Source organism: Pseudomonas sp. QL9 (assembly GCF_041409665.1).
GTDB lineage: Bacteria > Pseudomonadota > Gammaproteobacteria > Pseudomonadales > Pseudomonadaceae > Pseudomonas > Pseudomonas knackmussii.
Genome location: NZ_CP166971.1, coordinates 3,248,399 through 3,266,842, shown reverse-complemented (window position 1 = coordinate 3,266,842; position 18,444 = coordinate 3,248,399). Strand labels below are relative to the sequence as shown.

Below are 18,444 nucleotides of genomic sequence, written 5' to 3'. Positions count from 1 at the left end.
CGGGTATCCGCGGAGGATCGGGCGCCGGTCGGCGAGGTCTGGCAGAATTATACGCACCCCGTTCCCGCTTTCCCGCCCCCGCATGCACGATTCCAATCCTGACTACAGCGCCATTGCCGAACGCATCAAGGCCTGGGGCCGCGAGCTCGGCTTCCAGCAGGTGGGCATCAGCGGCCTGGACCTGGAAAGCCACGGCGAGCACCTGCAGCGCTGGCTGGCGGCCGGCTACCACGGCGAGATGGACTACATGGGCGCCCACGGCAGCAAGCGCTGGCGGCCGGACGAGCTGGTGCCTGGCACCCTACGGGTTATCTCCCTGCGCATGGATTACCTGCCCGGCGACACGCAGATGGCGAAGGTTCTCGGCGAACCGCAGAAGGCCTACGTCTCCCGTTATGCCCTTGGCCGTGATTACCACAAGCTGATCCGCAAGCGCCTGCAGCAACTGGCCGAGCGCATCCAGCAGGAAGTTGGCACCTTCGGCTACCGCGCATTCGTCGACAGCGCCCCGGTGCTCGAGAAAGCCGTCGGCGAGCAGGCTGGCCTTGGCTGGATCGGCAAGAACACCCTTCTGCTAAACCGCAAGGCCGGCAGCTATTTCTTCCTCGGCGAGCTCTTCACCGATCTCCCCCTGCCGGTGGACGAAGCCCACGGCACAGAGCATTGCGGACGCTGCACAGCCTGCCTGGACATCTGCCCGACCAACGCCTTCATCGGCCCGTACGTGCTGGACGCGCGACGCTGCATTTCCTACCTGACCATCGAGCTCAAGGGGCCGATCCCCGAGGACCTGCGCGCCGGCATGGGCAACCGGGTGTTCGGCTGCGACGACTGCCAGATGGTCTGCCCATGGAACCGCTTCGCTCGCCCCACCGAACAGGGCGACTTCCAGCCGCGCCACGGGCTCGACAACGCCGAGCTGGCCGAGTTGTTCCTGTGGAGCGAGGAAGAGTTCCTCTCTCGCACCGAAGGTTCGCCGCTGCGCCGCGCGGGCTACGAGCGCTGGCTGCGCAACCTGGCGGTTGGGCTGGGGAACGCGCCGTCGAGCATTCCGGTGATCGAGGCATTGAAAGCGCGCCGCGAATACCCGTCCGAACTGGTGCGCGAGCATGTCGAGTGGGCGCTTCGCCGACATGGAGTGGATCTGTAGATGCGACCTTGCTCGCGAACGGCACCGCGATGTGGCTGTTCGCGAGCAAGCTCGCTCCTACGAATGACAGCGGTTCAGACCTTGATGAAGGTCTCGCGGTAGTAGCGCAGCTCGGCGATGGACTCGCGGATGTCGTCCAGCGCCAGGTGGGTGTTGCCCTTCTTGAAGCCGTCACGCAGCTGCGGTGCCCAGCGCGCGGCCAGTTCCTTGAGCGTGGAGACGTCGAGGTTGCGGTAGTGGAAGTAGGCTTCCAGTTTCGGCATGTGGCGATAGAGGAAGCGGCGATCCTGGCAGATGCTGTTGCCGCAGATCGGCGAGGAGCGCTTGGGCACCCACTTCTCCAGGAACGCCAGGGTCTGCGCTTCGGCTTCTGCGGTGCTGATGGTGCTTTCGCGCACGCGCTGGGTCAGGCCCGACTGGCCATGCTGGCGAGTGTTCCACTCGTCCATGCCGGCGAGGACTTCCTCGCTCTGGTGGACGGCGATCACCGGACCTTCCTCGAGGATGTTGAGGTCGCTGTCGGTGACGATGGTGGCCATTTCGATGATCACGTCCCGGTCCGGGTCAAGGCCGGTCATCTCCAGGTCGATCCAGATCAGGTTCTGTGCGTTCTGCATGGTGCGGCTCCTTGGCTCAAGCCCCCTAGTTTAGCGGGAAGCGCTCGGACGCATGCTAAACTCGCCGGCGATTTTTCCCGTGGACTCAATATGGCCAAGCGTCATCTCACCCGCCGGCAGAGCTGGCGCATCGAAAAGATCCAGGAAGAGCGCGCCGCACGTGCCGCCAAGCGCGAGTCGCGCGCCATCGAGGAGCTCGAAGGTGGCGACCTCGGCCCGGAGCAGAACGGTCTGGTGATCGCCCACTTCGGTGTCCAGGTGGAGGTCGAGGCACTGGAAGGCGAGCACGCCGGCGAAGTGCTGCGCTGCCACCTGCGCGCCAACCTGCCGACACTGGTGACCGGCGACCGCGTGGTCTGGCGCCCGGGCAACCAGGGCATCGGCGTGATCGTTGCGCAGCTGCCGCGTACTTCCGAGCTGTGCCGCCCGGACATGCGCGGCGTGCTCAAGCCGGTGGCTTCCAATGTCGATCGCATCGTCATTGTCTTCGCCCCGCGCCCCGAGCCCCACGCCAACCTGATCGACCGCTACCTGGTGGCGGCCGAGCATGCCGGCATCAAGCCGCTGCTGCTGCTGAACAAGGCCGACCTGATCGACGAGCAGAACGCCGAACAGATCGACTCGCTGCTTAGCATCTATCGCGACCTGGGCTATCCGCTGCTGGAAGTATCGGCGTTCAACGGCTTGGCGATGGACGCCCTGCGCGCCGCGCTGAACGAGCACGTCAGCGTGTTCGTCGGGCAATCCGGGGTGGGCAAGTCGTCGCTGGTCAACGCGCTGCTGCCGGGCGTCGACACGCGGGTCGGCGACCTTTCGGAGGTCACCGGCAAGGGCACCCACACCACCACCACGGCGCGGCTGTTCCACTTCCCCGCGGGCGGCGACCTGATCGACTCGCCCGGTATCCGCGAATTCGGCCTGGTTCACGTGAGCCGGGACGACGTCGAGGCGGGCTTCATCGAGTTCCACGACCTGCTCGGGCATTGCCGCTTCCGCGACTGCAAGCATGATCGCGAGCCGGGTTGTGCGCTGCTCAAGGCGCTGGAGGAAGGTCGGATCAGCGAACAGCGCATGGCCAGCTACCGGCACATCCTCGCCAGCCTGCCGACCGACGAATACTGAGGTCGGCCCGGCTTACTGCGTCTTCAGCTCTTCGAGCTTGAGCTTGCCGCCGCCGTCGAACAGGTTGAGCTTTTCCTGCAGCTGCTGATCCGGCAGCGGTTCCGCTGCAGCCCCGGGCTGAGCCGGCGCCGCTGGCGTTGCTGAGGGCGCGGCATTCGGCGCCGAACCTTCCGGCGCCTGCTGATCGCCGCCGCCCTGCCCCTCGATGGCGCGTTGCGCGCGCTTGGTCAGGACGATGATGTCGATGCGCCGGTTGACCGGGTTGAGCGGGTCCTTGCGATCGTACAGCTGCGAAGACGCGTAGCCGACCACCCGGGCGATCTGTCCATCCGGATAACCGCCGGCAACCAGCGCGCGACGCGCCGCGTTGGCGCGGTTGGCCGATAGCTCCCAGTTGCCGAACTCGTCGCCGGCGTAGGGCTTGGCGTCGGTGTGGCCGCTGACGCTGATCTTGTTCGGCACCTGCTTGATGGTCTCGGCCATGGCCAGCAGGATGTCTTCGAAATACGGCTGCAGACGCGCGCTGCCGAGATCGAACATCGGTCGGTTGGCGGCGTCGACGATCTGGATGCGCAGGCCGTCGCGGGTGATCTGGAACAGGATCTGGTCCTTGAACGGCTTCAGTTCAGGATTCGCATCGACCTTGTCCTGCAGCTCCTTGAGCAACAGTTCCAGGCGCTCCTGCTCGATCTGCTCGGCCTGGCGCTCGGCGTCGGCAGGGTTGATCTCCTTTTCCGCCTGCGGGCTGATGCGCGTCTCGTCCGCTTCCGGCTGCGCCTGGATCTGCGGATTGAGGGTCTTGTCCGGCGCCGGCGTCGGCGTGCCGCCCAGGTCGATCACGTATGGGCTGGCGCTCTCGGTGAAGCCGATCGGGTCCTGGAAGTAGCCGGAAATCGCCTTCTTCTGTTCGGGCGTCGCCGAGGACAACAGCCATAGCACCAGGAAGAACGCCATCATCGCCGTCGCGAAGTCGGCGAAGGCGATCTTCCAGCCGCCGCCGTGGTGGCCGGCGGCGTAGCGCTTGATGCGCTTGACGATGATCGGCTGGTTGTTATCCATCGCTTAGCGCCCGCGCACGGCCTGTTCCAGTTCAGAGAAGCTCGGACGGTGCGCCGGCAGCAGCACCTTGCGGCCGAATTCCACGGCCAGCGACGGCGGCATGCCGGAAGCCGAAGCCACCAGGCAGGCCTTGATCGATTCGTAGAGGTTCAGCTCTTCCTTGGCATCGTGCTCGAGGGCGTTGGCCAGAGGGCCGACGAAGCCGTAGGCGGCGAGAATACCGAGGAAAGTACCCACCAGCGCAGCGGCGACGTGGTGGCCGATCTCCGCCTGGCTGCCCTGGCCGAGCAGGGCCATGGTGATCACGATGCCGAGCACCGCGGCGACGATACCGAAGCCGGGCAGGCCGTCGGCAACGCGGGTCACCGCATGGGAGGGGTGCTCTAGTTCTTCCTTCAGGCTGCCCAGTTCCATGTCGAACAGGCCTTCCAGCTCGTGCGGCGCCATGTTGCCGGAGGACATGATGCGCAGGTAGTCGCAGACATAGGCCGTCATGCGGTCGTCCTTCAGGACGGCCGGGTACTTGCTGAAGATCGGGCTGGCGGCGGGCTCTTCGAGGTCGGCCTCGATGGCCATCATGCCCTCGCGGCGGCTCTTGTTGAGGATCTCGTAGAGCATCCCCAGCACTTCCAGGTAGAAGGTGTGGGTGAAGCGGTTGCTGAACATCTTCGGCGCCTTCTTCAGCACCGTCATGAAGGTGCTGCCCGGGTTCGCCTGCAGGAATGCACCCAGCGCCGCGCCCCCGATGATCAGCAACTCGAAGGGCTGCACGATGGCCATGATCTTGCCGCCGGAAAGCAGGTACCCGCCGAGGACGCTGCCCAGAAGAACGAAGATGCCGATGATTTTTGCCATGGGTGACCGACTGGAACAGTGAACGGGACGAAGGCGCTCTCGCACGCCTCGCTGTTGTTATCGGAAAATCCGCGCAAGACTATAGGCTGACAACACTAAAAACCAGTTTGGCGCCTCCGCATGTCCTTGCAGACTCCCGATCCAGCCGTCCTCGATACCTGGCTCAAGCAACTGGAAGAGTTGCCGCTCCCGGTTCCCGCCGAGCAGCACGAACGCATTCGCCGGGCGCTGGGCGACAACCGCCGCTCGCTGCGCGATATCGCCGATCAGCTGCAGGACTGCCCAACCCTCGCGCTGGCCATCCTGCGCGAGGCCAACCGCGCCCGCATGGCCCAGGACAATCCGGCCGAGAGCCTGGAAGTCGCCCTTAGCCGCCTTGGCCTGACCCACACCCAGGCGCTGCTGGAGCGCCTGCCGCAAGTACCCCAGGCGCAGATACCGCCGGTCCTCGGACAACTGCTGGTGATCAGCCGCCACGCCATGCAGCAGGCCGCCGGCCTGTTCGCCGCCCGCTTGGCTCGGCTCTGGCAGGAAATCCATTGGGGCAGCCTGTTCATCCTCTCCCCGCTGTGGGCGCTGGGCGTCGCGCGCCCGGATCTGGTCGAGCAATGGCAGCAGCAGGTGCTTGTCGAGGGACGGCCGAGCGCCGAAGTGGAGCAGGAACTGCTGGGCATGCGCCTGCTGCCGCTGTGTCGCGCACTGGCCGAACGCTGGCGCCTGCCGGACTGGATCGTCCAGGGGCTGCGTCTGCTCGGCGAGGACCATGAGCTGCTGGCCCGCGCCCTGCACCTGGCGCATGCCGAAAGCACGCCGCTGGCCCAGCAACAGCGCCTGGATGCCGACCCGGAACTGTCGCGCTGGCTGACCCGCCCAGCCAATACCATTCTCCTCGCCAACAGCCTGGCCATGGCCGCCCACCAGTCCTGGGGCGATGCGCACATGCAACGCTGGGAGCGCCTGACCGCCCTCTACCTGCAGATCCCTCTGGAAGACCTGCAGCAGCAGGTCCACTCACTCGCCGCCCAAAGCGCCCGACGCGACGCCGACCCACGCTTCTGGCATCCGGCCCAGGCCCTGCTATGGCCCTGGGACAGCCAGCGCTGGAGGGTTCACAAACCTGCACCTGCGCAGATCGCGACGCGCCCTGGCAATGCCGAGCAGTGGAAACGCCTGTGCGCCGAACTGCTGCGCGCGCCATCGCCCTTCGGCAACCTGCTGCAACTGCTCGACACCGCTTCGGAAGCGCTGCGCCTGTGTGGGTTCGACCGAGGCGCACTGCTGCTCGCCGACCGCCAACAGAGCGTGCTGCAGGCACGGCGCAGTTTCGGCCTGGCCCCAGCGGTCGAGAACCTGCAACTGCAGACAACCAGCAGCCAGCTGCTGCGCAAGCTGCTGGAGCGCCCAGCGCGCCTGCAACTGACGCCGGCCAACATGGCCGACTACTCGGCCGTGCTGCCCGGCAAACTGAAGGAAGCGCTGCCCAGCGAACACCTGCTGCTGCGCTCGCTCGGCACCCCTCAGCGCGTGCTGATGCTGGTAATTGCCGATCGCCAGGGCCAGCCCATCGGCGACACCCAGGCCCAGACCTTCGACAAGACCTGCCAGTGCATCGAGCGCAGCCTCCAGCAGTTCATAGGCAATCGCGGCTGATGCGCCCAAGCACGGGAAAACCGCCCGCGCCACGCGCTTTCCGTTAAACTGCGGCGTTCCGCCGGCCGCAGCGGGCCCCTCCCCCGCCGCGACCGGCCAGCCCATTACGGAGACGCCGAGATGTCCGCCTTTTCCGCCCTGCCCCTGGTGATCGAGCCGGCCGAACTGGCTGCCCGCCTGAACGCCCCCGAGCTCATCCTGGTCGACCTGACCAGCCCGGCGCGCTATGCCGAAGGCCACCTGCCCGGTGCGCGCTTCGTCGATCCCAAGCGCACCCAGTGGGGCCAGCCGCCGGCGCCGGGCCTACTGCCGGCAAAGGCTGACCTCGAGGCGCTGTTCGGCGAACTGGGGCACAACCCCGATGCCGTCTACGTGGTCTACGACGACGAAGGCGGCGGCTGGGCCGGGCGCTTCATCTGGCTGCTCGACGTCATCGGCCACTCGGCCTACCACTACCTCGACGGCGGCCTGCACGCCTGGCTGGCCGATGGCCGCGAACTGAGCCGCGACGTCCCCGCGCCCGCCGGCGGCCCGCTGCCGCTGACCCTGCGCGACGAACCCACCGCCACCCGCGAATACATCCAGGGCCGCATCGGCGCCGCCGACCTGGCCATCTGGGACGCGCGCAACCCCAGCGAATACAGCGGCCAGAAAGTCCTGGCGGCCAAGGGCGGGCATATCCCCGGCGCGGTCAACTTCGAGTGGACCGCCGGCATGGACCCGGCCCGCGCCCTGCGCATCCGCACTGACATGCAAGAGATCCTGACGAGCCTGGGCATCACCCCGGACAAGGAAGTGATCACTCACTGCCAGACCCACCACCGTTCCGGCTTCACCTACCTGGTGGCCAAGGCCCTCGGCTATCCGCGGGTCAAGGGCTATGCCGGGTCCTGGTCGGAATGGGGCAACCACCCCGACACCCCTGTAGAGGTTTGAGGAATGTCGTTCAAAGACCGTTTGTTCATCCTGGCCCAGTACCTGCTGCCGCATCACCTGCTGTCGCGCCTGATCGGCTGCGCCGCCGAGTGCCGCGCGGCCTGGTTCAAGGACCGCCTGATTCCCTGGTTCGCTCGCCGTTACCAGGTCGACATGCGCGAAGCGCAAGTCGAAGACCTGCGTGCCTACGAGCACTTCAATGCGTTCTTCACCCGCGCCCTGAAAGACGGCGCGCGGCCGCTGGATGAAACCCCGGCCGGCGTGCTCTGCCCGGCCGACGGCGCGATCAGCCAGCTCGGCCCGATCGAACACGGCCGCGTCTTCCAGGCCAAGGGCCACAGCTTCAGCCTGACCGAACTGCTGGGCGGCGACGCCGAGCGCGCCGCGCCCTTCATGGGCGGCGAGTTCGCCACCGTCTACCTGTCGCCGAAGGACTACCACCGCGTGCACATGCCGCTGGCCGGCACCCTGCGCGAGATGGTCTACGTGCCCGGCCGGCTGTTCTCGGTGAACCAGCTGACCGCCGAGCAGGTACCCGAGCTTTTTGCTCGAAACGAGCGCGTCGTCTGCCTGTTCGATACCGAACGTGGTCCAATGGCCGTGGTGCTGGTCGGTGCCATGATCGTCGCCTCGATCGAAACCGTCTGGGCCGGCCTGGTCACGCCGCCGAAGCGCGAGCTGAAGACCTTCGCCTACGACGAAGCGGCACGCGCGCCCATCCACCTGGAGAAAGGCGCCGAGCTGGGCCGCTTCAAGCTCGGCTCCACCGCCATCGTCCTGTTCGGACCGGAGCAGGTAGGCTGGGCTGAACAACTGGCCGCCGGCAGCCCGGTGCGCATGGGCCAACTGCTGGGCAAGGCCCGCCAGGTCTGATTGCAGTGCGGGGCGCATGGCGAATTGCCGGCGCCCCGACGACCGCGCGGCACCATTCCCTGGGTAGGCTGTCACGAAAGATGGATACTGCTAGAGTTTCGGAAAAACCCGGCACCGAACCCAGCCGACCGGTCAGCCACAAGGCACAGATCGTGGAGCAACTCATCTGACCATGGACAATCCGAGTCCTTATCAATTGCTACGCGTCCCTACCCCGACGCACGAGAGCCTGAGTTTCTGCAACGCCAATCCGCGTGACTTGAAGGACTGGCTCGACCACCTGCCCAAGGCCAACCTCGGGGAGACCGCGCGCCAGCTCTACCAGGGGCTGATCGAGCTGAACCAGCTCAAGCTCCCGGTGGAGGCACGCCTGCAGCTGCTGGAGCTGTTCCGCCCGGAAGTGCACTCGGTCTGTCAGCACCTGGAGCGCCACTTCCTCAACCAGTCCATCGTCCTCGACGAACGTCCGCGCAAGGTCGCCAATCTCTGCCAGGCCCTGCAGAACCACCTGGCGATCGGTTACAAGCTGGCGGTCGTCCGCGAAGCCCCGCGCTTCAGCCGCGAGCGCGCACAGATCCTGGTGCTGGCCCTGCAACGCGCGATCCGCAGCCTGTGCGGCCCGCTGGTGCGTGCCTCGCAACTCTACTGCCCGGTTCCGGAAAGCCTCTGGCTGGAACTCCACCAGCTTTACCAGCTGGCCCGCCAACACAGCGTCCAGGGCCTCGCGGTACGCGACGACCTGGTCCGCAACGGCAAGTCCATGAGCATCGAGCGCGCCTACCTGGTCGCCCTGCTGCTGGGCTGCGCGCGCTGCAACCAGATGCGCCAGAACAGCATCGCGCGCCTGGCCGAAGCCCTCGAATCCTGGAGCGAACAGGTCAAGCTGCAGCCAGCCAGCACGCCGGCCAGCCTGTTCGTGATTGCCCCGCAGGTAGACGGCCCGCCGCGCTACCGCTCGCTGTTCAAGGAAAGCGACCTGGCCGGTGCGTTGGGCATGGACCCGCAGCAGCTGGTCGCATCGCTCAAGGAATACCTGCAGGCCACGCCCGAACAACGCCCTCAACTGCCACTAAAAGTCATCGACGGCGTCAGCATCGACATGCTCCAGCACCTGGCGAGCGCCTGGGGCGACATCGCCGAGCGCACCTTCCAGCGCACTCTGGGCCAGGGCCAGCTGACCCTCTGCATCGGCATGAGCGCGCTGCATTACTTCCTCGCCGGGCGCCAATCCTTTGCCGAGCTGCTCAAGCTGCCGGCACAGGAAGCGCCGACCTTCAAGCGCGAGATCAAGGACGCCTGGGCCAGCGCCTTCGACGCGCAGAAGATCAAGGACTGGGAGCCCGGCGCACCGCTCGAGGAAATCGAATACAAGCCGCTCAAGCCAGGCGAGGGCGACCGCACGGTTACGCCCGACGAAACGCTGTGCGACGAGTACCCGGTATTCACCTTGCCCATCGTCAACCACAGCCCCGGCGGCTACTGCCTGACCTGGCCGAAGGAAATCCCCAGCCAGCTGCAAGCCGGCGAGCTCCTCGGCATCCAGGACGCTCCCGAGCAGGGCTGGAGCATTGCTGTCGTGCGCTGGATTCGCCAAGTCCGTGGCGGCGGCACGCAGATGGGCATCGAGCTGATCGCTCCGCTCGCACAGCCCTGCGGCCTGCAACTGCTGCGCAAGACCGAGCAGGGCAGCCAATACCTGCGCGCCCTGCTGTTGCCGGAAATCGCCGCGATCTCGCGGCCGGCCACCGTGATCACGCCGCGCCTGCCCTTCCAGGAGGGCAGCCGCGTGCAGATCAACCAGCATGGCGACGAGCGTCGCGCGACCCTGGTCCGCAAGCTCACCGCGACCGCCAGTTTCAGCCAGTTCGAGTACCGCATCCAGGAGCTTGCCAAGGATGCTGGCGATAAGCCTGTCACAGCCTCGAGCAGCAAGGTGGCGCCGGGGGAGGAAGACTTTGACTCGCTCTGGAAGTCTCTGTAGATTCGCCCGGACTCCATTCGTCGCCACTTTGCTGCCGTCCGGCGCGGTATAAGCAGCCCCCATGGCCAATGAAAAGAAAACCATCCGCCTGCTGATTCTCGAAGACTCCCAGAACGAAGCCGAGCGGCTGGTCAGCCTCTTTCGCAATGCCGGACGCGCCACCCGCGTCCACCGCATCACTTCCAGTGACGACCTCAACGAAGCCCTCCAGCAAAGCTGGGACCTACTGATTGCCGCTGCGGAAAGCAGCGCGATGGCACCGGGCGAGGCGTTGGCGAGCATCCGTCGGCAGGCCAAGGACATCCCCTTCCTGCAGCTGATCGCCGGCAACGACACCGACGACATCACCGAAGCCCTCGCCCTGGGCGCCCAGGACGCCGTGCCGCACGGCGAAGACGAACGCCTGGTGCTGGTCGCCAATCGCGAGCTGAGCAACCTCGAGGAACGTCGCGCCCGCCGTGCCGCCGAGGTCGCGCTGCGCGAAGCGGAGAAGCGCTGCCAGCTGCTGCTCGACAGCTCGGTCGACGCCATCACCTACGTGCACGATGGCATGCACATCTATGCCAACCGCGCCTACGTCGACCTGTTCGGCTACGAAGACGCCGAGGAGCTGGAAGGCTTGCCGATGATCGACCTGATCGCGCCCACCGATCAGGCCACCTTCAAGGACTTCCTCAAGGGCTACCAGAACAACGAAGGCAACGCTGAACTGCGTTGCGGCGGCATCAAGGTCGACGGCGCGAGCTTCAAGGCGCGCATGACCTTCTCGCCGGCAACCTACGACGGCGAACCTTGCATCCAGGTGGTGATCCGCGCCGACAGCGACAACAGCGAGCTGGAAGAAAAGCTCCGCGAAGTCAGCTGTCAGGACCTGGTCACCGGCCTCTACAACCGTGCGCACTTCCTCGACCTGACCGATGCCGCGGTGGAACGAGTGATCACAGCCGGGCAATCGGCGACCCTGGCGTACCTGCAACTCGATCGTGCACAGAACCTGCAGCTGACCCTGGGCATCGCCAACATCGATCTGCTGCTGGCCGACCTCGCCCGCCTGCTGCGCGAACATTTCCCGGCCGGTGTGCAACTGGGCCGCTTCAGCGACGATGCCTTCAGCGTGCTGGTCAGCGGGCAGAACCCGGAACAGAGCAAAGCGCTGTTCGACGGTCTGCTGAAGAAGATCGAGGGCCACCTGTTCGACATCCACGGCCGCACTGCCCAGGTCACCCTGTCGATCGGCTGCGCCGGGCTCGACGAGAAGACCAGCCAGACCCAGGACGTCATCGAACGCGCGCACCGCTGTGCCGACGAAGTCGCGCAGAAGGGCGGTAACGGCGTCAAACTCTACGATCCGGCCGACGAGCTGGCCGCCGCCGCAAACCGCGGCGACCTGTTGGCAATCGTCCAGCAGGCCCTGGAGAAGAACAGCTTCCGCCTGCTGTTCCAGCCGATCATCAGCCTGCGCGGCGACAGGCACGAGCACTACGAAGTGCTGCTGCGCCTGATCAACCCGCAAGGCGAGGAAGTGCCGGCAGCGGACTTCCTCAACGCCGCCAAGGCCGGCGGGCTGGCCGAGCGCATTGACCGCTGGGTGCTGCTCAACTCCATCAAGCTGCTCGCCGAACACCGTTCCAAAGGTCACGAAACCAAGCTCTTCGTGCACCTCTCCGCGCCCAGCCTGCAGGACGCGGGGCTGCTGCCGTGGCTAAACGTGGCGCTGAAAGCCGCGCGCCTGCCGGCAGACTCGCTGATCATCCAGATCAGCGAAACCGACGCTGTCGCCCACCTGAAACAGGCCAAGGCGCTCTGCGAAGGCCTGGCCGAGCTGCACTGCCAGGTCGCCCTCGGCCAGTTCGGTTGCGCGCTGAACCCGTTCAACACGCTCAAGCACATGAACGTCGACTTCGTGAAGGTCGACGGCTCCTACGTGCAGGACCTCAGCCGGGCGGAAAACCAGGAAAGCCTGAAGACCCTGATGGCCAGCCTGCACGCCCAGGCCAAGCTGACCATCGTGCCCATGGTCGAGAGCGCCAGCGCCCTGGCGACCCTGTGGCAGGCCGGCGCCAACTACATCCAGGGCCGCTACCTGCAGGGCCCGAGCCAGGCGATGGACTACGACTTCTCCTCGGAGGAGTGATCCCGCAAGGTGCAAGCCAGAACGAAAAAGCCGCCCAAGGGCGGCTTTTTCGTTGGCGTTGAGACCTCAGCGTCCGTCGCGATCGCGGAAGCCCAGCAGGTAGAGGATGCCATCCAGCCCGAGGGTGGAGATCGCCTGCTTGGCCGACTGCTTGACCAGCGGCTTGGCGCGGAAGGCCACGCCCAGCCCGGCAAGACCCAGCATCGGCAGGTCGTTGGCACCGTCGCCCACGGCAATGGTCTGCTCCAGTTGCAGACCTTCCTTTGCTGCCAGCTCACGCAGCAGGTCCGCTTTGCGCTGAGCATCGACGATCGGCTCGACGGCTACACCGGTGACCTTGCCGTCGACGATCTGCAGTTCGTTGGCGAACACATAGTCGATGCCCAGCTTGGCCTGCAGCTGGCGCGCGAAGTAGGTGAAGCCGCCGGAGAGGATCGCGGTCTTGTAGCCCAGGCGCTTGAGTTCGGCGAACAGGGTTTCCGCCCCTTCGGTCAGGCGCAGCGAGGCGCCGATCTCTTCCAGCACGTCTTCGGAGAGTCCCTTGAGCAGCGCCAGGCGCTCCTTGAAGCTGGCGCGGAAGTCGAGCTCGCCGCGCATGGCGCGCTCGGTGATCTCGGACACCTGCTCGCCAACGCCGGCGGCCTTGGCCAGCTCGTCGATGACCTCGGCCTCGATCAGCGTCGAGTCCATGTCGAAAACCGCCAGGCGACGGTTGCGACGGAACAGCGAGTCCTGCTGGAAGGCGATGTCGACGTTCAGCTCCTGGGCCACGCTGAGGAACTCGGCGCGCAGTGCGCCCGAATCGATCGGCTCGCCGCGCACGGAGAACTCGATGCAGCCCTTGCCGTGCTCTTCCGGCATGTCCAGCGGCATGCGCCCGGACAGGCGATCGATGTGATCGATGTTCAGGCCGTATTTCGCCGTGATCGAGCTGACGCGATGCAGCTGCTCGGCGGTCACCCGGCGGGTCAGCAGGGTCACGATCTGGCGCGGCTTGCCCTGGCCGCCAACCCATTGCTGGTAGTCGGCTTCGGAGACCGGCGTGAAGCGCACCTGCTGGTCCAGCTTGTAGGCCGTGAACAGCACTTCCTTGAGCACCGCGGACGCCTGCTCGGTATCCGGGATTTCGACCAGGATGCCGAAGGACAGGGTGTCGTGGATCACCGCTTGGCCGATGTCGAGGATGTTCACCCCACCCTGGGCCAGCACGCCGGTGATGGCGGCGGTGAGGCCGGGGCGGTCTTCCCCGGTGATATTGATCAGGACGATTTCGCGCAAGGCGCAGTCTCCGCCATGGAAGAAAAGGCGCACATTCTACCGACTTTCCCGGCCCGCGCCTCGCCCGGCATGCGGCCAACCGCCGATCGGATTGCCGCGTCGCATCGAGCGACCCGCCGAAATGCAGGAGGTGCGGCGCTTTGCCCGCTTCCGGGGCGCCGTTATACTGCCCGGCAACTGTTCCTACAGAGACCGAGCCCGCTGTGACCCGGCCCACCTCCGTCAAGCCCGACAATTTCTTCCTGCTGCTCTACCACGCCCTGCGCCAGCGCCGGGTGCCCATCGCCCTGCGCATCGCCATGCATAGCCTGGTGCTGGTCGCCGCCGCGCTGGTCATCTACGCCTGGGTCATGGGCATGCAGTTCAAGCAGGCCATGCACCAGCAGGCCGATGCCGTGGGCCAGAGCCTGACCACGCAGACCGCCGCCTCGGCCACCGAGCTGCTGGTGTCGAACGACATCCTCAGCCTCAACGTGCTGCTGGGTAACCTGACCAAGAACCCGCTGGTGGCCCACGCGGCCATCTACAGCGCGGACGGCCGCACCCTGGCCGAGTCTGGCAACCGGCCGAAACAAGGCCTGCTGGGCAACACCGAGGGCGTGTACTCGACGCAGATCACCTTCCAGGACGTCATGGCCGGGCAGCTGCGCATCAGCCTGGACATGGAACAGTTCCAGCAGCCGATGATGGTCAGCCTGCAGAGCATGGGACTGATCAGCCTGATCCTGCTGCTGCTCACCCTGACCCTCAGCCTGCGCCTGGGCCGCCACATCTCCACGCCGCTGCTGCAGCTGCGCGTCTGGCTGCGCGATCCGGATGACCCCGCCCCCGGTGCCGGCCTGCACAACGAAATCGGCGACCTCGCCCGCCAACTCCAGGCCCGCCTGGTGCCGGAGAAACCGCCCGCGCCCGAGCCCGCGCCACCGCCCGCGCCGCGCAAAACCGCACCCAAGCCAGGCGCCGCTGCACCGGCCAAGGCTGCAGAGGCTGCGCCGAAGCCGGTGCAGGACCCGCACATCGAGCTCGACGATGACATCGAGCCCAAGCTGGAACTGTCGGCGGACGAGCACGAATTCGACGAGAACATCTTCGACGACGGCGAACTGCCGCATGTCGAGGCCAGCGACGTGGAAGAGCTCGACGAGCCGCTGATCGAAGAAGAGCCTGAAGAAGCGGAGCTTGAGCCGGTACTGCCCAACCCGTGCGCCGTACTCGCCGTGCAGCTGGGCAACCAGGAACAACTGCGCCGCCTGCCGCGTAGCCGCCTGGTGGACCTGCTGGAGCGCTATCGCGATTGCCTGGAGCAGGCCGCGCGCCTGTACAAGGGCCAGCTGTTCACCCTCAGCGATGGCGGCAGCCTGATCCTCTTCCATGCTCGCGACGACGACGACTACCTGACCCACGCCCTGTGCTGCGGCGAACTGATGCGCGCCCTGGGCCACGCACTGCAGATCGAAGTAGTCGATAGCGGCATCACCCTGCAACTGCAGCTGGGCATGACCCACGGCGAGGAGCTGGCCGCACTGGCTCAGGCCGAGCTGCTGCAGGAAGCTGCCGTACAGAGCGCACTGAACCTCAGCCAGCACAGTCGCAACCTGCTTTTGATCGAGCGCTCCATCGCCGAGGACGAGCAAGTGCGCCAGCGCGCCCGCGTGCGCCCCATCGCCAACCCGGCGGAAGCCAGTTGCGTCGAATGGCTGAAAGAACCCTACCCGTCGATGCTCGAGCGCCAGCTCACCCGCATGCGCGCCCTGCGCACTTCCTGACGAGTCGAACCCAGCCTTGCCGCCCGGCAAGGCTGGCGTCAGCTTCCCAGTAAGCCCAGCGCCCCAATCACTCGATATTCAGCGAGCGCCGCAGCTGGCTCAGCAAGCCATCTTCCGCAGGGACGTCCTGCGCCACCTGGCGATAGCCGGCGAACGCCGAGAAGCGTTGGCGGAAGTCCACTTCGATGCTGTAGCGGTTGTCCCAACCCTTCTGCTCCGCCGGCCGCGGGGCGAGCTGATCGCAGTCGGAAAGACTCGAGGCGTCGCTGCAGGCGCGCGTCGCAGCTGGCAGATAGCGGCTCTTCCAGAGCACCCAGGGCGACATCGTGAGCGCCTCGATGCGGTTGCCTGCCAAATCGAACTCCAGCAAACGCAGCAGGCCGTTCCCGCCCAGGTACTGCATCTGGTAGTCGAACTGCAGCATGTCGACGCTCAGCCCGTGGTCGTTGCTCAGGCGACGATGGCTCGACCCGTTCAGCTGGCTGCTGAGGGTCAGGAAGATCTGATCATTGCGCCGGATCAGCTTGTCCCACAGGCGCGCCTCCCCGTTGGGCGGCAGGGTTATGCCATGGGAAGCCAGGATCACCGGCGTATTCGGATGCTCGTCGAGTACGCGCTGGGCCCAGGCCAGGGTCGCGTCGCTCGGATTGCAGTCCAGCGCCAGCAGCAGGAAGTCCTGGTCACCGACGCGGAAACGGTGGTACTGGCTCAAGCCCAGCGGATCGCTGCCGGCATAGGTGGATTGCCAGGTCGCCCGTTGCGGCCCGAAGAACTCATCGAAGTGATCGCGTACCGAGCGATGGTCGTCGCCGGGCAGCTCGCCCTGGATATCCCGCGCACCGGTCATGATGCTGTAGGGCACGCCACCTTCCTCGAGCAGGCGCATGGCGCTGGAGGCGACTCGCCACTGGGTCAGGCTGCTGGCGTTCTGCACCACGTCCCCCAGGTGCACCACCAGCGGAATCTGCAGCGCGGTGGCGTTCTGCGCCAGCCAGTGAGTCTGGGCGAAAAAGGCCATCACCGGGTCGTAAGACAGGTTGTCGTAGCGACGGGTCGTGCGGAAAAGCGAGCGCGCCTGGTGATTGTTCTCCGAGTAGTACTGGGTGTCGGGCAGCACCGCCAGCACGAAGTGCCCCGGGCGCGGCTCCAGCGCCAGCGGCGGCAGCGGGTGTTCGCGGAAGAACGCCTGGTCACGGGCGATGTGCCGGCGCTCGCCAGGGCTGGCGCCACAACCGCACAACGACAGCAGGCAAGCAGCGAGGATGAGGAGACGTGTCATGCGCTGAAGGTCACTCGCGGGCCCCGTCGGGTGCAGGGAGATACAGCAGCACATAGGGATCATGATCGAAATCGGCAGCCACCACCGGGCGCAGCCCGGCCAATGGCGTCGCCGCAAGCGCACGCTCATGAGCGGCATCCATCACCAGGTAGAGCGGTCCCTGCAAACCTGCCAACTGGCTGTCCTGATCGACGAAGCGCGGCTGCAGGTCGTGATCGAGGTTGACCAGATACTTGATCGCCTTGGCGTCCTTGCCGAGCCCGACGAAAGCCACCGGCGCCGGCTTGGCGCTGATGGCGGCGTCCGCTGCGAGAGTGAATTCGCGGGTGCCGTAGAGGCCACGCTCGATGGGCTCGAAAGCGACGATGTAGGCGGCCCACAGCGACAGCACCGCGCACCCGGCCAACGCCAGGGCACGCTGGCGCGGCTTCGCCAGCGCCCACAGCGCCAGCCCCTGGAACAGCAGTAGCAGCGCCAGAGCGCGATGCATGGCGTGGTGATAGTCGGCAAGCTGAGGTGAATGCCGCCAAGCGAACAGCAGCGCCAGGCTGAGTAGACCAGGCAAGGCAAACCACAGGCTCTGAAGCACGATGCGCAGAATGGAGGCCAGACGGCTTCCAACGACGTGGAACGGATAGGCCGCGATGATCGCCGCATAGGGTGCCATCGCCAGGATGTAGCGGGCCTTCTTGGCCTGCGGCAGCGACAAGCCGATCATCACCACCAGCGCCGCCAGCGCACAGGCACGCAGCAGCACGCGCGTGCCCTGCTCCTCGGTGCGCCCGCCCTTGCCGAACAGCAGAGCCAGAGCCGGCAGCGCCAGCGGGAAGGCAATGGCATAGTTGCCGGGCGCGCTGAGGAAGTAATAGAGCGGCGAGTTGGCGCCGGCGCTCCCGTCCAGGCGACCGACCACCTCCATCTGCAGGACCGAGTGGGCGAAGGCAGCGCCATCGCTCAGATCGGCCACTGCGAGCAATACCAGGCAACAGACCAGCAGCAATCCTGCGGCGAGCGGGGCAAAGGCCAGCAGACGCCGCCACTCCCCTGCCGCAACCCAGCAGGCACAGACCACGCCGGCGGGTATCACCAGGCCCAGCGGGCCACGAATCAGGAAGCCGACCAGCATCAGCACGCCCAGCCAGCCCAGCAGCCGTGGCAACGGCCGCTCGCGGTCGCGGTAGGCGAGATAGAAGGCGCCCAAGGCCAGGGCAGAGATCATCTGGTCAAGCGAGACCGCGCGGGTTTCGCTGACGAAAGTTGCTGTCAGCAGCAGGAGCGCAACGCTGAGCAACGCCCAGCGCACCGAGATCGGCTCCAGCAGGCGGTAGACCAGCGCGACGACCGCCGCCGAGGCGAGCGCCGAAGGCAACCAGGCGGCCAGGCTGTCCACCCGCCCGAACGGCAGCGACAGCAAGTAGATGAACAGCGTCGAGGTGCCCGGATAGTCCGGGTAGGCCTCGCCATAGGTCATGGGGAAGAAGCTGGGGCCGTGGCGCAGCATCTCCTGGGCGAAGAGCACGAAGCGCGAATCGAAGCCGATCACTTCGCGGCCCTTGGCCTGGACGCAGAAAAGCAGCAGGGCGAACGTCCCCAATAGGCAGGCGCGAGCGACAGGGCTCAGGCGCGCCAGCCCGAAAGGCAGGGAGGACGGGGAGATGGACGGCAGCACGGGTGCTCCTCCGCCAGACCATGACCGAAGGGATTCCGGTCACCGCGATTGGCAGATTCGCAGCCTTATTAGCAC

At 66.3% G+C, this 18,444-nt stretch carries 14 protein-coding genes; 8 read left to right on the top strand and 6 right to left on the bottom strand.

Annotated elements, in window-relative coordinates; all coding sequences use genetic code 11:
* The first annotated feature begins 82 nt into the window (after positions 1 to 82).
* Positions 83 to 1,150 (top strand): tRNA epoxyqueuosine(34) reductase QueG, encoded by a 1,068-nt coding sequence (gene queG, locus ACA097_RS15270; protein ID WP_371364294.1) that lies wholly within the window; start codon positions 83 to 85, stop codon positions 1,148 to 1,150.
* A gap of 74 nt (positions 1,151 to 1,224) precedes the next feature.
* On the opposite strand, the gene orn is transcribed toward queG, so the two are convergent.
* A complete protein-coding gene (orn, locus tag ACA097_RS15265; protein ID WP_371364292.1) occupies positions 1,225 to 1,767 on the bottom strand; it encodes an oligoribonuclease in 543 nt (180 codons plus the stop codon).
* Positions 1,768 to 1,857: 90 nt separating this feature from the next.
* Between orn and rsgA the strand changes: the two genes are divergently transcribed.
* Complete coding sequence (rsgA, locus tag ACA097_RS15260; RefSeq protein WP_160288564.1) at positions 1,858 to 2,889, top strand: small ribosomal subunit biogenesis GTPase RsgA; 1,032 nt, start codon at positions 1,858 to 1,860, stop codon at positions 2,887 to 2,889.
* 12 nt (positions 2,890 to 2,901) lie between these two features.
* Here rsgA and motB read toward each other — a convergent pair whose 3' ends face one another.
* Both motB and motA read right to left on the bottom strand, forming a co-directional pair.
* A complete protein-coding gene (gene motB / locus ACA097_RS15255; RefSeq protein WP_371364290.1) occupies positions 2,902 to 3,948 on the bottom strand; it encodes a flagellar motor protein MotB in 1,047 nt (348 codons plus the stop codon).
* A 3-nt stretch (positions 3,949 to 3,951) separates the two neighbouring features.
* Positions 3,952 to 4,803, bottom strand: a complete 852-nt coding sequence (gene motA / locus ACA097_RS15250) for a flagellar motor stator protein MotA (RefSeq protein WP_043255770.1) — start codon at positions 4,801 to 4,803, stop codon at positions 3,952 to 3,954.
* 120 nt (positions 4,804 to 4,923) lie between these two features.
* Between motA and ACA097_RS15245 the strand changes: the two genes are divergently transcribed.
* The 5 genes from ACA097_RS15245 to ACA097_RS15225 all read left to right on the top strand — a co-directional run bounded on the left by ACA097_RS15245 (position 4,924) and on the right by ACA097_RS15225 (position 12,377).
* A complete protein-coding gene (locus ACA097_RS15245) occupies positions 4,924 to 6,453 on the top strand; it encodes an HDOD domain-containing protein (RefSeq protein ID WP_371364288.1) in 1,530 nt (509 codons plus the stop codon).
* Between the two features lie 120 nt (positions 6,454 to 6,573).
* On the top strand, positions 6,574 to 7,389 hold the full coding sequence (gene rhdA, locus ACA097_RS15240; RefSeq protein ID WP_160288567.1) for a thiosulfate sulfurtransferase: 816 nt from the start codon (positions 6,574 to 6,576) through the stop codon (positions 7,387 to 7,389).
* Positions 7,390 to 7,392: 3 nt separating this feature from the next.
* The gene (gene asd / locus ACA097_RS15235) at positions 7,393 to 8,262 is read left to right on the top strand and encodes an archaetidylserine decarboxylase (RefSeq protein WP_371364286.1); all 870 of its coding nucleotides are present in this window, start codon (positions 7,393 to 7,395) and stop codon (positions 8,260 to 8,262) included.
* A gap of 172 nt (positions 8,263 to 8,434) precedes the next feature.
* On the top strand, positions 8,435 to 10,243 hold the full coding sequence (locus ACA097_RS15230) for a hypothetical protein (protein ID WP_043255776.1): 1,809 nt from the start codon (positions 8,435 to 8,437) through the stop codon (positions 10,241 to 10,243).
* A gap of 61 nt (positions 10,244 to 10,304) precedes the next feature.
* The gene (locus ACA097_RS15225; protein WP_371364283.1) at positions 10,305 to 12,377 is read left to right on the top strand and encodes an EAL domain-containing protein; all 2,073 of its coding nucleotides are present in this window, start codon (positions 10,305 to 10,307) and stop codon (positions 12,375 to 12,377) included.
* A gap of 66 nt (positions 12,378 to 12,443) precedes the next feature.
* On the opposite strand, the gene serB is transcribed toward ACA097_RS15225, so the two are convergent.
* Positions 12,444 to 13,655, bottom strand: coding sequence for a phosphoserine phosphatase SerB (gene serB / locus ACA097_RS15220; RefSeq protein WP_043255780.1), 1,212 nt, complete (start codon positions 13,653 to 13,655; stop codon positions 12,444 to 12,446).
* A 203-nt stretch (positions 13,656 to 13,858) separates the two neighbouring features.
* Here serB and ACA097_RS15215 point away from each other — a divergent pair, with 203 nt between their 5' ends.
* Positions 13,859 to 15,421: an AhpA/YtjB family protein gene (locus ACA097_RS15215; protein ID WP_371364280.1), complete on the top strand. Its 1,563-nt coding sequence runs from the start codon at positions 13,859 to 13,861 to the stop codon at positions 15,419 to 15,421.
* A 67-nt stretch (positions 15,422 to 15,488) separates the two neighbouring features.
* On the opposite strand, the gene ACA097_RS15210 is transcribed toward ACA097_RS15215, so the two are convergent.
* A complete protein-coding gene (locus tag ACA097_RS15210; RefSeq protein ID WP_043255785.1) occupies positions 15,489 to 16,700 on the bottom strand; it encodes a calcineurin in 1,212 nt (403 codons plus the stop codon).
* A 10-nt stretch (positions 16,701 to 16,710) separates the two neighbouring features.
* Entirely contained in the window at positions 16,711 to 18,369 is a 1,659-nt protein-coding gene (locus tag ACA097_RS15205; protein ID WP_371364277.1) for an ArnT family glycosyltransferase, read from the bottom strand.
* Positions 18,370 to 18,444 lie beyond the last annotated feature (75 nt).

What these genes read in the sequence shown, in the direction of transcription:
- queG (WP_371364294.1), top strand. Translation starts at nt 83, where the DNA reads ATGCACGATTCCAATCCTGACTACAGCGCCATTGCCGAACGCATCAAG.
- orn (WP_371364292.1), bottom strand. Translation starts at nt 1,767, where the DNA reads ATGCAGAACGCACAGAACCTGATCTGGATCGACCTGGAGATGACCGGC.
- rsgA (WP_160288564.1), top strand. Translation starts at nt 1,858, where the DNA reads ATGGCCAAGCGTCATCTCACCCGCCGGCAGAGCTGGCGCATCGAAAAG.
- motB (WP_371364290.1), bottom strand. Translation starts at nt 3,948, where the DNA reads ATGGATAACAACCAGCCGATCATCGTCAAGCGCATCAAGCGCTACGCC.
- motA (WP_043255770.1), bottom strand. Translation starts at nt 4,803, where the DNA reads ATGGCAAAAATCATCGGCATCTTCGTTCTTCTGGGCAGCGTCCTCGGC.
- ACA097_RS15245 (WP_371364288.1), top strand. Translation starts at nt 4,924, where the DNA reads ATGTCCTTGCAGACTCCCGATCCAGCCGTCCTCGATACCTGGCTCAAG.
- rhdA (WP_160288567.1), top strand. Translation starts at nt 6,574, where the DNA reads ATGTCCGCCTTTTCCGCCCTGCCCCTGGTGATCGAGCCGGCCGAACTG.
- asd (WP_371364286.1), top strand. Translation starts at nt 7,393, where the DNA reads ATGTCGTTCAAAGACCGTTTGTTCATCCTGGCCCAGTACCTGCTGCCG.
- ACA097_RS15230 (WP_043255776.1), top strand. Translation starts at nt 8,435, where the DNA reads ATGGACAATCCGAGTCCTTATCAATTGCTACGCGTCCCTACCCCGACG.
- ACA097_RS15225 (WP_371364283.1), top strand. Translation starts at nt 10,305, where the DNA reads ATGGCCAATGAAAAGAAAACCATCCGCCTGCTGATTCTCGAAGACTCC.
- ACA097_RS15210 (WP_043255785.1), bottom strand. Translation starts at nt 16,700, where the DNA reads ATGACACGTCTCCTCATCCTCGCTGCTTGCCTGCTGTCGTTGTGCGGT.